This is a genomic window from Sphingomonas sp. PL-96 (assembly GCF_020707215.1).
Lineage (GTDB): Bacteria > Pseudomonadota > Alphaproteobacteria > Sphingomonadales > Sphingomonadaceae > Sphingomonas.
On the sequence record NZ_JAJFET010000005.1, the window covers coordinates 105,086 to 119,426 of the forward strand.

Genomic DNA, 14,341 nt, shown 5'->3' on the forward strand with positions numbered 1-14,341 from the left:
GGACTCGATATGTTCCTATTCTGTTCTAATGTGCGTTCGAGTCAACCGCCGATCGCACGACCCTTGCGCGGGCGCTGGCTTGCCATTCCTTTCCTGATGCTTAGGCTCGCCTGCGACCCGTATTGGAGCCCCTGATGACCGCACGCCTGCGCGCCGTTCTGGCCGCGACCACGATCCTTGCCCTTTTCCCTGCAGGAGCCGCCATGGCGCAGACTTCCGCCGCTGCGGCCCCCTCCTCGACCTCCGTCGATGCAACCCCGCTGCTCGCTCCCTGGAGCGGCCCCTATGGCGGCGTGCCGCCCTGGGACAAGGTGACGCCGGCGATGTTCCCCGCCGCCTTCCCGGTCGCGATGGCCGAGCTGCGCCGCGACGTGCTCAAGATCCGCGACGACAAGCGCCCGGCGACCTTCCAGACCGTGATCGAGCCGATGGAGCTTGCCGGCGAGACGATGGACCGGGTGGAAGCCATGTGGGGCGTCTATTCGAGCAACCTCGCCACCAAGGAAGTGCAGGCGATCGACCGCGAGTGGAGCCCCAAGCTCTCCGCGTTCTATGACGAGCTGTACCTCGACCCCAAGTTGTTCGCACGGGTCAAGGCGGCGTACGACAGCCGCGCCAAGCAGAAGCTGGACCCCCAGCAGCTGCGCCTCCTGGAGCGCACCTATCGCAGCTTCGTGCGCCGCGGCGCCCTGCTCACCGATGCGCAGCGTGGCCAAGTATCGCAGCTCAACCAGGCGCTGTCGGTCGCCTACAACAGCTTCAGCGAGAAGGTGCTGGCGGACGAGGAAACCTGGATCGTCGTCGACGATGCCAGGCAGCTTGCGGGCCTTCCCGACAGCTTCGTCGCCTCGCTGAAGACGGCGGCCGACGAGCGCAAGCTTCCCGGCAAATGGGCGATCGTGAACACCCGCTCCTCGGTGGCGCCGGTGCTGACCTATGCCACCGACCGGGGTTTACGCGAAAAAGTGTGGCGCGCCTTTGTCAACCGCGGCGACAATGGCGGCGCCAACGACACCAACGCCACCATCGCCGAGATCCTGAAGCTGCGCCAGCAGCGCGCCAAGCTCTTGGGCTTCAAGAACCACGCCTGGTACCGCATGGACGACACCATGGCGGAGACGCCCGCCAACGCCATGTCGCTGATGATGCGCGTCTGGCCGGCCGCGGTCGCGCGCGTGCGCCAGGAGGTCGCCGACATGCAGGCGCTCGCCAACCAGGGCGGCGCCAAGATCACCATCGAGCCCTGGGATTATCGCTTCTACGCCGAGAAGGTGCGCAAGGCGAAGTACGACCTCGATGAAAGCGAGGTGAAGCCGTACCTCCAGCTCGACAACATCCTCCAGGGCGCGCTCTATTCCGCGGGGCGGCTGTATGACCTGGAGTTCAAGGAGAACACGGGGCAGATCCCGGTGTTCGATCCCGCGGTCCGCACCTTTGTCGTCACCGACAAGCGCGACGGGCACAATGTCGGCGTCTTCTATTTCGACGCCTATGCCCGCTCGGGCAAGCGCTCGGGCGCCTGGGCGACCGCCTATCGCCGGCAGCAGGAACTGGGCGGGCACAAGAACGTGCTGGCGTCCAACAACAACAATTTCGTGAAGGGCGCCCCCGGCCAGCCGACGCTCATCAGCCTGGACGATGCGAGCACGTTGTTCCACGAGTTCGGCCACGCCATCCACAGCTTCCTGCAGGACGTGAAATACCCCGGCCTGTCGGGCACGCCGCGCGACTTCGTGGAGTACCCCAGCCAGGTCAACGAGAACTGGCTGCTCACCCGCGATGTGCTCGACCGCTATGCCAAGCATTATCAGACGGGTGCGGCCATGCCGCAGGCGCTGGTCGACAAGATCGAGAAGTCCTCGACCTTCAACCAGGGCTTCGACACGGTCGAGTATCTGTCGTCGGCGATCGTCGACATGAAGCTGCACGATCGCGAGACGCCGGTCACCGACGTCGATGCGTTCGAGCGCGAGACGCTGGCCGAGCTTGGCATGCCCAAGGAGATGGTGATGCGGCACCGCCTGCCGCAGTTCAACCACCTGTTCTCGTCCGACGCGTACAGCGCCGGCTATTACAGCTATCTCTGGTCCGAGACGATGGACGCGGACACCTGGGCTGCGTTCACGGAGACGGGCAACGTCTGGGACAAGGCGACCGCCGACCGTTTCCGCACCGTGCTGCTGTCGACCGGCAACGAGACCGACCGCAAGCAGGCCTATCGCGCGTTCCGCGGCCGCGACCCGGACGTCAACGCGCTGTTCAAGCGCCGCGGCTTTCCGGTGCAGTAAGGCTCGCTGTCCGTCCTGTCGGCCAGCGCTGGCAGGACGGATGTGGCGGGGAAGTCCGTTATCCCCGCCCACCGATCACGCGATCAGGCGTGCGACTTCCGCATAGTCGGACGCGACGTCCTGCACGCCGATGCGGCGCAGCACCTCCGCATGGCCGATGCCGCAATGCTGGCCGGCGCACAGGCCGATGACATGCGCACCCGATGCCACCGCGCCGGTGGCGCCGACCGGTGAATCCTCCAGGATCACGCAGCGTTCGATCGGCACGCCCAGCGCCCTGGCCGCGTAGAGATACAGGTCCGGTGCCGGCTTGCCGCGAGTCACATGCTCGCGACCGCTGAACACCTTGTTGCCGAACGCATCGCGCAGGCCCAGATGGTCGAGATGCGCGGTGATCCAGCGCGTCGAGCTCGACGAGGCGATGGCACGCGGCAGCCCCGGCGGCAGCGAGCGCACAAAGGCGACCGCACCCGCCACTTCCGCCACGCCCTCGGCAACCGCGCGGGCATCTTCGGCCGCGCGCGCCTCGTGGAAGTCGGCCGGAATCGGGCGCCCCAGGAACGCCTCCACTTCGTCCAGGAAGTCCTTGCCGGCCCGTCCCATGAAGCGCGCCATCGCCTCCTCGGTACTGATCGGGTGGCCGGCGGCGGTCAGATAGTCGGCAAGGTGGCGGTTGCCCGCCCATTCACTTTCCAGCAGCACGCCATCGAAATCGAACAGAATCGCATCAAACCGCATCAGCGTGCCCCGAACAAGGCGGTGCCGACGCGCACGTGCGTGGCTCCCAAGGTAACCGCAGTCTCGAAATCGCCCGACATGCCCATGCTGAGCCCGGGCAGGCCGTTGTCCTCCGCCAGCTTGGCGAGCAGCGCGAACCAGGGCGCCGCCTCCAGCTCCAGCGGCGGCACGCACATCAACCCGACGATCGGCAGCCCGGCGCTGCGCGCCTCGGCCAGCAAGGCGGGCAGTTCGCGAACCGCCACGCCGCCCTTCTGCGGCTCGTCACCAATGTCGACCTGCACGAAACAGGCAGGGCGCCGGTCGTGGCGGTCCATGGCATTGGCGAGCGCTGCCACCAGCGAGGGACGATCGACCGAATGGATCGCGTCGAACAGCGCCACGGCATCGGCGGCCTTGTTGGACTGAAGCTGGCCGACCAGGTGCAGCTCGATGTCCGGGGTCGCTTCGCGCAGTGCCGGCCATTTCGCCTGCGCCTCCTGCACGCGGTTCTCGCCGAACACGCGCTGGCCCGCGGCGATCAAGGGAGCGATCTGCGGCGCCTCATGCGTCTTGGAGACGGCAATCAGGCAGGTGGCGCCGGCCGGGCGCTTGGCAAGCTGTTCGGCGCGCGCGATGCGATCGCGCACATCGCTCAGCCGCTGGGGGGCATCGTCGGTGGTCATCGGGGGCGCTATAGGTAGCGCGATGCGCCCCCGCCAGCCCCTCCCCCGCTTATGGTTGATGACCGACCCGCGCATGGGAGAGGCGCTGTGGACCGCGCTGGAGCGGCTGCCGCGCGGCGCGGGCGTGGTGTTTCGCCACTATCTGCTGCCGCCGGCCGAACGCGCCGAGCTGTTCGCGCGGGTACGGCGGGTGGCCCGACGCCGGCGGCTGGTGCTGCTGGTCGCGGGCGCGCCGTTGCGCGGGGCGGACGGGCGGCATGGCGGCGGGAGACGGGTCGGGGCACGGGGCCTCACGACGCGCGCCGTACATCACCGGCGGGACCTGGTGGCGGCACGCCGGGCGCGGGTGGATGCGGTATTCGCCTCGCCGGTGTTTGCCACCCGCTCTCATCCAGGCGCGCCTGCGCTCGGACGGGTTCGCTTCGGCCTGCTGATTCGCGGCGAGGAGGTGCCGGTGATCGCGCTGGGCGGCATGAATGCCCGACGCGCAAAAAGCCTGGCGCCGTTGCGCATTCACGGCTGGGCCGCGATTGACGCCTGGGCGCGGTAGCGCCCAAGCGGATCAGAAGCGGAAGGCGGTGCCCACGTAGACCGCCTGGCTGTCGCGGCGCGTGTCCTCCAGCCGCAGCAGCCGGTCCTTGTCGGACCTGTAACGCAGGCCCGCGGTCACGTCGAAGTGACGGGTCAGCGAATAGGAGCCGCCGACACCGATCGACGCGCTGGGGGCGTCCGCCACCAGCTTGGACTGGTCGAGGAGCGGCTTGTCGCCGGCCACCGTCACGCTGCTGGTCCGACGCGCGGGCTTGCCGAGCGCAGCACCGATGCGGTCACGATTGCCCGGCTGCACGCCCAGATCGAGCTTGGCGAGATCGCCGGCAGCTGCGAAGCGCTTCCAACCGACCGAGGTGCCGAGATTATAGGCGATGGGCGCCAGCGTCGGGCCGACGTTGGTGTCGACCGCTGCATGCTCCGGAGCAGCGACCGGCTGGGTGCGCGCACGCACCGCAACGGTCACGGCGCGCTTGTTGACGCGCTGCCCTTCCGAAGGCGTAAAGCGGAAGCTGCTGCCGTCGATCCCGCTGCGTGCGAGAATTGCGGCAAGCTTGGGATCGGCAGACGACGGCGTGAAGCCGCCGATGCTGCTGACGGGGACCGTCTGGCGAAACGCCACGGCGCGTGTGCCTTCCGGCGCACCAAGCGCAGGCGCGATTACGGCTCCGGCGGCGCTCAGCACCCCGATCCCCAATCCAGCCATGGCGCGCAACGTAAGCACCCCGTTTCTCCTCCCGCTTCAAAAGTGCGCTAGCATGATTCCGTTGCATGTCGCCACCGGCCGAACACGATTCAGACGAACTGTTGCAATCCGCCCACACGCCGGCCTGTACCGCTGCCAGGGCCACGCCGCTTGCGGCGACACCGCGACCCTCTATAGAAGCAGCCGATGTTCCGTTCTTCCAAGGAAACGCCGATGATCCGCCCGTTGCGCACCGCGATCCTGGGTCCGCTCGCGATTGCCCTCATGCTTACCGCCTGTGGCAGCCGCAAGGACGATCTGAAGGCCGATCTCGCCGCCTCCAAGGTGACGACCATCGGCGTCAACAGCTATCTCTGGCGCGCCAGCCTCGACACGCTCAGCTTCATGCCGCTGCTCCAGACCGACTCGAACGGCGGCGTCATCGTCACCGACTGGTATGTGAACCCGGCCACCCCGACCGAGCGCATGAAGGTGACCGTCAGCATCCTCGACCAGGATCTGCGCGCCGATGCCCTGCGCGTGGCAGCGCTGCGCCAGGTGCAGCAGAACGGCCAATGGGTGGAGGCGCCGGTCCAGGCCGCCACCGTCCAGAAGCTGGAAGACATCATCCTGACCCGTGCGCGCGACCTGCGCCGCGGCGCGCTGATCGGCTGAGGCAAGCACCCGTCCAATGGCCTCGCGTTTCAATGCACTGAAGGCGGATGCGGCCTGGCAGAAGCTGTGGGAAGACCGCCGCACCTTCGCCGCCCGCGACGATAGCCCGCGTCCCAAGAGCTATGTGCTCGAGATGTTCCCCTATCCGTCGGGGCGCATCCACATGGGCCACGTCCGCAACTATACCATGGGCGACGTGCTGGCGCGCTTCCGCCGGATGACCGGCTATGAAGTGCTCCACCCGATGGGCTGGGACGCGTTCGGCATGCCGGCCGAAAATGCCGCCATGGAAAAGGGCGTGCACCCCGGTGGATGGACGCGCGACAACATCGCGACGATGAAGGCGCAGCTCAAGCGCCTGGGCTTCGCGCTCGACTGGACGCGCGAGCTCGCCACCTGCGAGCCGGACTATTACGGCCATGAGCAGGCACTGTTCCTGCACCTCTATGCGGCGGGCCTGGTCTACCGCAAGGAATCAGCGGTCAACTGGGACCCGGTCGACATGACCGTGCTCGCCAACGAGCAGGTGATCGACGGCCGCGGCTGGCGCTCCGGCGCTTTGGTGGAGAAGCGCAAGCTCTCCCAGTGGTTCCTCAAGATCACCGACTTCGCCGACGAGCTGCTCGACGGGCTCCAGTCGCTCGACCAGTGGCCCGACAAGGTCAAGCTGATGCAGGAGAACTGGATCGGCAAGAGCCGCGGCATGAAGATCCGCTTCCAGGTTTCCGATGGCCAGCCGGTCGAAGTGTTCTCGACCCGCCCCGACACCATCTTTGGCGCGAGTTTCGTCGCGGTCGCCGCCGACCATCCGATCGCCCAGGCGGCCGCGCTGCGCGACCCGGAAGCACAGGCGTTCATCGATCGCTGCAAGCAGGGCGGCACCACCGCCGCCGAGATCGAGACCCAGGAAAAGCTCGGCTACGACACCGGCGCCACCGCGACCCACCCGTTCACGGGCGTGGCCCTGCCGGTATTCGTCGCGAACTTCGTGCTGATGGAATATGGCACCGGCGCCGTCATGGGCGTGCCGGCGCACGACCAGCGCGACCTGGACTTCGCACGCAAGTACCAGCTGCCGGTCCACCGCGTGGTCGCCGACGGCGATACGGTCGAACGCGATTTCGCCGGGGACGAGGCCTATACGGGCGCCGGCCGGCTGGTGAACTCCGACTTCCTCGACGGGCTGGACGTGGACGCCGCCAAGGCGGCGGTGATCGCGCGCGGCGAAACCGGCGGCTGGGGCGAAGGCACCACCGTCTGGCGGCTGCGCGACTGGGGTGTCAGCCGCCAGCGCTATTGGGGCACGCCGATCCCGATCATCCATTGCGAGGGCTGCGGCGTCGTGCCGGTCCCGCAGGACCAGCTGCCGGTGGTGCTGCCCGAGGATGTGAGCTTCGACGTGCCGGGCAATCCGCTCGACCGCCATCCGACGTGGAAGCATGTCGATTGCCCGAACTGCGGCAAGCCGGCGCGACGCGAGACGGACACGCTCGACACTTTCGCGGATTCGTCGTGGTACTTCATCCGCTTCGCCAGCCAGCCCGAGGACAAGCCGTTCGACAAGGACGTGGTCGCCCAGTGGCTGCCGGTCGGGCAGTATATCGGCGGCGTGGAGCATGCGATCCTGCATCTGCTCTACGCGCGCTTCTGGACGCGCGCGCTCAAGCGCACCGGGCTGCTGGATGTGGCGGAGCCGTTCACCGGCCTGTTCACGCAGGGCATGGTGACGCACGAGACTTACAAGTCCTCCGACGGGCGCTGGCTGGGGCCGGCGGAAGTGCAGGACGGCGCGGAGATCGCGACCGGCGAGGCCATCACGGTCGGCCGCGTCGAGAAGATGTCCAAGTCCAAGAAGAACACGGTCGATCCGGGTCCGATCGTCGATCAGTATGGCGCGGACGCGGTGCGGTGGTTCATGCTGTCCGACAGCCCGCCCGAGCGCGACCTGCCATGGAGCGAGGCCGGCATCGAGGGTTCGTGGCGCTTCGTGCAGCGGTTGTGGCGGCTGTTCGACGGCCTCGCCGAACAGGCGGGGGCCGAGGGCGCCGACAAGGCGATCGACCGCAAGCTGCACCAGACGATCGCCGGCATCGCCGCCGACGTCGAGGCGCTGGCGTTCAACAAGGCGGTGGCCAAGCTCTATGAGTTGGTCGGCATGATCGAAAAGGCCGCGCCTTCCGCCTCGCGCACCCAGGCGATCCGCACGCTGATGCGGCTGGTGGCGCCGATGGTGCCGCACATCGCCGAGGAAGCCTGGGCCGCCAACGGCGGCGACGGGCTGATCGCTGACGCGCCCTGGCCCGAGGTGGACACCGCGCTGCTGGTGGAGGACGAAGTCACCGTCGCGGTGCAGGTCAACGGCAAGCTGCGCGACACGCTGACCATGGCCAAGGGCACCTCGCGCGAGGATGCGGAAGCAGCCGCGCTCGCCTCGGCCAATGTCCAGCGCGCCATGGAGGGCAAGCCGCCCCGCAAGGTGATCGTGGTTCCCGATCGCCTGGTGAACATCGTCGCATGATGCGCCGCGCTGCCCCGCTGCTGCTGATCGCATCCCTGCCGCTGCTCGCCGGCTGCGGGCTGCGGCCGCTCTACGCGGGCGGCGAGTCCGGGCCGGTGCGTGCGATGCTGTCGGGCGTCGAGGTGGCACCCATCCCCGGCCAGAACGGCTGGCTGATGTCGACCGCGCTCAAGGACCGGCTGCGGGCGGAGGGCGCGCCGCGCTATCGCCTGCAGGTGGCGCTCGATGACGAGATCACCGGTCTCGGCGTTCGCCGCGACGATGCCGTGACGCGCGAGCGCCGCACGCTGCGCGCGCGCTACCAGCTGGTCGACGCGGCGAGCGGCGAGACGGTGCTCGACGCCACCGCGGGCTCCGACGTGGGCATCGACGTGGTGAGCTCCGAATATGCCACCATCGCCGCCGAGCAATCGGCGCTGGAGCGGCTGTCGGGGATCGTCGCGGACCAGATCATCGGCCGCCTCGCGCTCTATGCGCAGCGGACCGACGCGCCCGCCGGGCAGTGAAGGCCAAGCCCGATACCCTGGGGCCGCGGCTCGACAAGCCTGCCGCCGACATCCGCCTCTACCTGCTGCACGGCCCCGACGAGGCGGGCGCGGCCGAACTTGCGCAGCGGCTCGCCCGGGCGCTCGGGCCGCAGGCAGAGCGCATCGAGTTCGACGGCAGCGCGCTGAAGGCGCGTCCGGGCACCCTCGCCGACGAAGCCGCGTCGCTCTCGCTGTTCGGAGACGCGCGCTACGTCCGCGTGAACGCGATGGGCGAGGAATCGCTGGAGGCGGTGACGCTGCTGCTCTCGGCAGAGCGCGCGGGCAACCCGGTGGTGGCGCTCGCCCCATCGGTGAAGGGCACCGGCAAGCTCGTGAAGCTCGTCTCTGCCGCGCCCAACGCCTATGAATGCGCCTGCTATGTGCCGGACGCGCAGGCGGCCGGGCGGCTCGCGACGGCACTCGCGCGCGACCAGGGGTTGCGGTTGTCCCATGAAGCAGCCGAGCGGCTGGCGGTGGCGAGCGGCGGCGACCGCGCGATCCTCGCGCGTGAAATCGAGAAGCTCGCGCTGTTCCTCGACGCCGCGCCCGACCAGCCGCGCGACGCCGGCCTGCCCGCGCTCGACGCGATCGGCGCGGATTTGGGCGAGGCGGAAATGTTCGGCGCGATCGCGGCAATCGTCGGCGGCGATGCCGCCACCGCCGGTGCCGAGGTTGCGGCGTTGGAGGCCGGCGGCAACCATTCGGTGCCCCTGCTGCGGATGACCGTCCGCAAGCTGCTGTCGCTCGCCGAGATGCGTGCGGAGATCGACGCCGGCGATCGCCCGGCCGACGTGATCGAGCGCCACCGCGTGTTCTTTCGCGAGAAGCAGCCGACGATGGACGCGCTGCGCCGCTGGAGTTCGCCCCAGCTCGCCCGCGCGATCGAGCGGTTGCGCCAGACCGAGCGCGCCACCATGTCCGGCGCCAGCGCGGGCGACGTCCTCACCGCGCATGTCGCAGTCGCCGCCGCCCGCAGCGTCCGGCGGTAGCGCCCCCCTTCCGGAGCCCCGCGGCCCCGTACTTTGACGCCCGATCAAAAGCAGGGCAGGGCTTCCGCCAGCACGGGGCCTGCCCCCTTTCCTGGAATTCCGATGCCCACCGCTTCCGACCGCCGTACCTTTGCGATCATTTCCCACCCCGACGCCGGCAAGACCACGCTGACCGAAAAGCTGCTGCTGTTCGGCGGCGCGATCCACCTGGCGGGCGAGGTCAAGGCGCGTGGCGCCGCCCGCCGCGCCCGCTCCGACTGGATGAAGATCGAGCAGCAGCGCGGCATTTCCGTCACCTCCTCGGTGATGACGTTCGAGCGCGAGGGCGTGACCTTCAACCTGCTCGACACGCCGGGCCACGAGGACTTTTCCGAAGACACCTATCGCACGCTGACCGCCGTCGATTCGGCGGTGATGGTGATCGACGTCGCCAAGGGCATCGAGAGCCAGACGCGCAAGCTGTTCGAGGTGTGCCGCCTGCGCAACGTGCCGATCATCACCTTCGTCAACAAGGTCGACCGTGAGGGGCGCGAAGTGTTCGAGACGCTGGACGAGGTCGCCGACCTGCTCCAGCTCGACGTCACGCCGATGACCTGGCCGGTCGGCATGGGTGGCGCGTTCGAGGGCATCTACGACCTGCGCAGCAACCGCCTGCTGCTGCCCGAGGGACCGAGCCGCGAGTTCCAGGGCAAGGTGGTCGAGACCACCGGCCTCGACGATCCCAAGCTCGACGAACTGCTCTCGGCCGAGGGGCTGGCGAAGCTGCGCGAGGATGCGGAGCTGGCGATGGCCGGCTATGCCGACTTCGATGGCGAGGCGTATCGCAACGGCGACCTCACGCCCGTCTATTTCGGCTCCGCACTCAAGGAGTTCGGCGTCGACTCGCTGATCAAGGCGCTTGCCGAACACGCACCGCCGCCGCGCCCGCAGCCGGCCGAGCCCGCGCCGGTCGACCCGAGCAACCCGGAAGTCACCGGCTTCGTGTTCAAGGTTCAGGCCAACATGGACCCCAACCACCGCGACCGCATCGCATTCATGCGGCTGTGCTCGGGCACCTTCAAGCGCGGCATGAAGCTGACGCCGAGCGGTCACGGCAAGCCGATCGCGGTGCATTCCCCGATCCTGTTCTTCGCCCGCGAGCGCGAGCTGGCGGACGAGGCGTTCCCGGGCGACATCATCGGCATCCCCAACCACGGCACGCTGCGCGTCGGCGACACGCTGTCGGAGCGGGCCGACGTGCGCTTCACGGGGCTTCCCAACTTCGCGCCCGAAATCCTGCGCCGCGTGGCCTTGAAGGACCCGACCAAGACCAAGCAGCTGCGCAAGGCGCTGGACGACATGGCCGAAGAGGGCGTGACTCAGGTCTTCTATCCCGAGATCGGCTCCAACTGGATCATCGGCGTGGTCGGCCAGCTCCAGCTGGAGGTGCTGCTCAGCCGCCTGGATGCCGAGTACAAGGTGGCCGCCGGCCTCGAACCGGCGCCGTTCGACACCGCGCGCTGGGTGTCGGCGGAGGACCCGGCGGACCTGAAGGCGTTCGCCGACCTCAACCGCACCGCCATGGCCAAGGACCGCGACGGCAACCCGGTGTTCCTCGCCAAGTCGGCGTGGGAAGTCGGGTATGTGGCGGATCGCTACCCGAAGGTGCGGTTCGCGGCAACGCGCGAGCGGTAAGACGTCGTGCTCCTGCGCAGGCAGGAGCCCAGGGCCACGGGCGCTGCGGTGTTGGTCCGGGTGTCCCCTCCCGTTCGCTTCGAGCCTGTCGAGAAGCAGCCACAGCACCCCGCCACCGCTTCTCGACAAGCTCGAAGCAAACGGAAGAAGGTCGTTGCTCGCTCCGCCCAGGTCGTGAGGGGGGACATAAAGCAAAAACCGTTCGTGCTGAGTAGGGGCTGAGCTTGTCGAAGCCCCGTATCGAAGCACCTGGGGGCGGCCCTTCGATACGCCATTTCGACTTCGCTCAATGGCTACTCAGGACAAGCGGTTCTGGCTGGGTCGAGGTTTACCCGCTGTTGCGCAACGCCGTCGCGATCGCGTTGATCGACAACAGGATACCCTCGCCGATCCGCGCATCCTCCTCGCCGGCACGATGGCGTTTCAGCAGCTCGATCTGCAGCAGGTTGAGTGGCTCGATATAGGGCAGCCGCAGCCGGATCGACGTCTCCAGCGCCGGGTGCTTCTCCAGCAGCCGGGTCTGGCGGGTGACGGTGAGCAGCCCGTCATGCGTCGCCTGCCAGCCGTCGCGAATGCGCCCAAAGATCGTCTCGCCCAGCGCCCGGTCCTCGACCAGCCCGGCATAGCGCGCGGCGATGCCCATGTCGGACTTGGCCAGCACCATCTCCATGTTCGCAAGCGTAGCGGCGAACAGCGGCCAGCCTGCCGCCATCTCACGCAGCAGCCCCTTGTCCTCGAAGCCGGCGAGTGCCTGGCCCACGCCATACCAGCCCGGCAGCATCACCCGCGCCTGCGCCCAGCTGAACACCCAGGGAATGGCGCGCAGGTCCTCGATTGCGTCCGATTTCTTGCGGCTTGCCGGGCGCGATCCGATCTTGAGGCCGGCAATCTCGCTGATCGGCGTCATCTGGCGGAAGAACGTCCGGAAACCCTCGGTCCCGTACACCAGCCCGCGATAGGCGTGGAAGGCGGTGTCCGACAGCTGGTCCATGGCGCCAGCGAACCGCTCATAGTCCGCAGCCGCCAGCCGTTCCGGCTCCAGGCTCGCGAGCAGCGTGGCCGAGGCAATCGCCTCCAGATTGGTGGTGGCGCTTGCCCGCGTGCCGTATTTGGCCGCGATCACCTCACCCTGTTCGGTGATGCGGATGCGGCCCTGGACCGTGCCGGGCGGCTGCGCCTGGATCGCGGCGAACGCGGATCCGCCGCCCCGCCCCACCGCGCCGCCGCGGCCGTGGAACAGCTGCATGCCCAGGCGCGCTTCCTCGAACACGGGCTGCAGCGCGGTCGATCCGCGGCTGAGCTGCCAGGTGGAGGTCAGATAGCCGCCGTCCTTGTTCGAATCGGAATAGCCGATCATCACTTCCTGGTGCCCGCGCGCGCTCGCCACCGCCGCCACTTCGGGCAGCGCGAACCAGGCGCGCATGATCTCGGGCGCGGCTTCCAGGTCGCCGATCGTCTCGAACAGCGGGATCGCCATGATGTGTGCCTGCGGCGGCACACCCGGCACATAGAGCCCGGCTTCCTTCAGCAGCAGATGGACCTCCAGCAGGTCCGACACCGACTGCGCCATGGACACGATATAGTGGCGGATGCAGTCGCGGCCGTAGCGGCCATGCGCTTCCGCCGCGGCGTGGAGGATCGCCAGTTCGGACGCGGTCTCGTCCGAATAGGTGACATAGGGCGAGGTCAGCGGCCGCGGACTCGCCAGCTCGCGGCGCAGCAGCGCGATGCGCGCCTCCTCATCCAGCCCGGCATAGTCGGCTTCGACCCCGCCGGCCTTGAGGAGCTCGGCCACCACCCGTTCGTGGACCGCGCTGTTCTGGCGCATGTCGAGCGTCGCAAGGTGGAAGCCGAAGGTCTCGACCGCGCGGATCAACCGGCCGAGGGCGCCGCCGCTCGCCAGCGGCCCGTTGCCGCCGGTGGTGAGCGCATGGGCGATCGCGGCCAAGTCGCTGCGGAACGCCGCCGGGTCCGGGTAGCGCTCGCCGCGCAGCGCCGCGGCGCGCGGCGGGGCCTTGCCGGTCAGCGCCTGATAGGTGGCGGAAAGCCGCGCGTAGATGCCGGACAGCGCTCGGCGGAACGGCTCGTCGGCGCGGCTGGCCGCGGTGTCGCCGCTCGCCTCCGCCAGCGCCTCGACGGCGCCCTCGACCGCCGCATGTTCGGTCGAGATCGACAGCTCGGCGCCCAGCGCGTGCACCGCATCGAGATAATAGCCGAGCACCGCCTCGGCCGAGCGCGACAGCGCCAGCCGGAGCGAGTCCGCCGTCACAAAGGGGTTGCCGTCGCGATCGCCGCCGATCCAGCTGCCCGGCCGCAGGAACGACGCCGGCCGCGCGCCCAGCACCCGCTCCCAGCGCGCATAGAGCGCCGGCAGCGTCGGCAGGAACACGTCACGCAGGTAGCTGAGCGCCGTGTCGACCTCATCTGCCACGTACAGCTTCTCGCGGCGCAGCACCCGCGTCTGCCACAGCAGTGCGATCTGCCGCAGGATCGCTTCCTCGACCTGGTCGCCCTCCTCCGTCTCCTCGGTGCCGCCGTCGCGCAACAGCATGAGTTCGGCGATGCGGTTGCGGTGGTCGATCATGCTCTTGCGCCGCACCTCGGTCGGGTGGGCGGTGAGCACCGGCATCACCAGCGCGTCGTCGAGCAGCGCCAGCACCGCGTCGCGGCCGATGCCATGCTCGGCGAGACGGTCGAGCGCATGGGCAACGTCGGCGCCCTGCTCGGCCGCCACGCCCTGCCGGTCCTCGGCAAGATTGGCGAGCATCGAGAACAGCATGAAGCCTCGTACGAACGCGATCGTCTCGTCCAGGCTCAGCCGGTCGAGGCCCGGGTCGATCGCATCCGCACCTGCCACGCCGCGGTGACGATCGACCGAGGTCGCGCGAATATATTCGATCCGCTTGAACAGATCCTCGCCGCCATAGGCGCGAATCACGTCGCCCAGCAGGCGACCCAGAAAGCGGATGTCGGGATTGTTGGTGATCGGGAGGAGGCTGGCCATGCGCATTTGCTGCGCTGCGAAGTTGCAAG

The 14,341-nt window shown here is 68.7% G+C and carries 11 protein-coding genes; 7 read left to right on the forward strand and 4 right to left on the reverse strand.

Annotated elements, in window-relative coordinates:
* The first annotated feature begins 134 nt into the window (after positions 1-134).
* Positions 135-2,288, forward strand: coding sequence for a M3 family metallopeptidase (locus LK533_RS10960; RefSeq protein ID WP_229362917.1), 2,154 nt, complete (start codon positions 135-137; stop codon positions 2,286-2,288).
* A 75-nt stretch (positions 2,289-2,363) separates the two neighbouring features.
* Here LK533_RS10960 and LK533_RS10965 read toward each other — a convergent pair whose 3' ends face one another.
* On the reverse strand, positions 2,364-3,026 hold the full coding sequence (locus tag LK533_RS10965) for an HAD family hydrolase (RefSeq protein WP_229362918.1): 663 nt from the start codon (positions 3,024-3,026) through the stop codon (positions 2,364-2,366).
* A complete protein-coding gene (locus LK533_RS10970) occupies positions 3,026-3,691 on the reverse strand; it encodes a YggS family pyridoxal phosphate-dependent enzyme (protein WP_229362920.1) in 666 nt (221 codons plus the stop codon). Before LK533_RS10970 ends, LK533_RS10965 begins: the two co-directional genes overlap by 1 nt.
* Before the next feature lie 58 nt (positions 3,692-3,749).
* Here LK533_RS10970 and LK533_RS10975 point away from each other — a divergent pair, with 58 nt between their 5' ends.
* A complete protein-coding gene (locus LK533_RS10975) occupies positions 3,750-4,241 on the forward strand; it encodes a thiamine phosphate synthase (protein ID WP_229362922.1) in 492 nt (163 codons plus the stop codon).
* Positions 4,242-4,253: 12 nt separating this feature from the next.
* Here the strand turns inward: LK533_RS10975 and LK533_RS10980 are convergent, their stop codons facing one another.
* Positions 4,254-4,964 carry a hypothetical protein gene (locus LK533_RS10980; protein WP_229362923.1) on the reverse strand — a complete coding sequence of 237 codons (711 nt, stop codon included), beginning with the start codon at positions 4,962-4,964 and terminating at the stop codon, positions 4,254-4,256.
* Positions 4,965-5,159: 195 nt separating this feature from the next.
* Between LK533_RS10980 and LK533_RS10985 the strand changes: the two genes are divergently transcribed.
* The 5 genes from LK533_RS10985 (at position 5,160) to LK533_RS11005 (ending at position 11,308) form a co-directional block, all read left to right on the forward strand.
* Positions 5,160-5,600, forward strand: a complete 441-nt coding sequence (locus LK533_RS10985; RefSeq protein ID WP_229363132.1) for a DUF3576 domain-containing protein — start codon at positions 5,160-5,162, stop codon at positions 5,598-5,600.
* A gap of 16 nt (positions 5,601-5,616) precedes the next feature.
* The gene (gene leuS, locus LK533_RS10990; RefSeq protein ID WP_229362924.1) at positions 5,617-8,118 is read left to right on the forward strand and encodes a leucine--tRNA ligase; all 2,502 of its coding nucleotides are present in this window, start codon (positions 5,617-5,619) and stop codon (positions 8,116-8,118) included.
* Entirely contained in the window at positions 8,118-8,624 is a 507-nt protein-coding gene (gene lptE, locus LK533_RS10995) for an LPS assembly lipoprotein LptE (protein WP_229363133.1), read from the forward strand. Before leuS ends, lptE begins: the two co-directional genes overlap by 1 nt.
* Entirely contained in the window at positions 8,621-9,634 is a 1,014-nt protein-coding gene (gene holA / locus LK533_RS11000; RefSeq protein WP_229362925.1) for a DNA polymerase III subunit delta, read from the forward strand. Before lptE ends, holA begins: the two co-directional genes overlap by 4 nt.
* 102 nt (positions 9,635-9,736) lie before the next feature.
* A complete protein-coding gene (locus tag LK533_RS11005) occupies positions 9,737-11,308 on the forward strand; it encodes a peptide chain release factor 3 (RefSeq protein ID WP_229362926.1) in 1,572 nt (523 codons plus the stop codon).
* Between the two features lie 328 nt (positions 11,309-11,636).
* On the opposite strand, the gene ppc is transcribed toward LK533_RS11005, so the two are convergent.
* Positions 11,637-14,312: a phosphoenolpyruvate carboxylase gene (gene ppc / locus LK533_RS11010; RefSeq protein ID WP_229362927.1), complete on the reverse strand. Its 2,676-nt coding sequence runs from the start codon at positions 14,310-14,312 to the stop codon at positions 11,637-11,639.
* Between the last annotated feature and the right edge of the window lie 29 nt (positions 14,313-14,341).